General features: G+C 54.8%; 1 protein-coding gene. It reads right to left on the bottom strand.

All coding sequences use genetic code 11. From position 1 onward, the window contains the following. Nucleotides 1-330: MobA/MobL family protein (locus tag OVY01_RS23405; protein ID WP_432422302.1), on the bottom strand; the 330-nt coding region annotated here is incomplete at its 3' end. Nucleotides 331-598 lie beyond the last annotated feature (268 nt).

Below are 598 nucleotides of genomic sequence, written 5' to 3'. Positions count from 1 at the left end.
GGGAGCGTGCACAGCCACGTCCACTGCAATGCCATAGCGATCGGCAAGCTCCTGGCCATAGTCGAAAGCAAGCCGCTGCCGCTCTTCGGCTGGCAACTCGTGAGGCAGAGCAAGCGTGAACTCACGCGCAAGCACGGCGTCCGCACGTTTGTGATGCTGTTCAAGCCGATTCCAAAAGGCGGCGCGGTTCTCCGTGCTGCCACCGGGCAGGGAAAGATGGGCAGCATCTACCCCGCCTTTCCGGGTGTAATCGTGGATTTCACCCGTACGCACATCCACAATGCGTTCGGCAGCACGACGGGTGCTCCTGCTTATCTGCTTCACCGACATGTGGAATTGCGCCATGGTTTTGCTTTTTAGCCCCTGCAAAGGGTCCGGCAGAACGCCCGCACGTAATCTCCGAAGGGGATTACTCTAAGTGCGCCCTTCGTTTCCCTCGGGATTCTACACCCTCGCTTCGCTCGAATATTCGACAACTTATATATAAGGGCCAACAACAACGTTGTAAAATGCCAAAGGGAAAATTTCGGGGAAAGAAATGGCACTTATAGAGCAACGAATTACCAAAGCGGAAGAAGCAGTCAAAGCAGCAAAGGAA

Origin of the sequence: Robbsia betulipollinis (assembly GCF_026624755.1) — a bacterium.
GTDB lineage: Bacteria > Pseudomonadota > Gammaproteobacteria > Burkholderiales > Burkholderiaceae > Robbsia > Robbsia betulipollinis.
The sequence above is the reverse complement of the archived record's forward strand: the minus strand, read 5'-3'. Positions and strand labels throughout refer to the sequence as shown.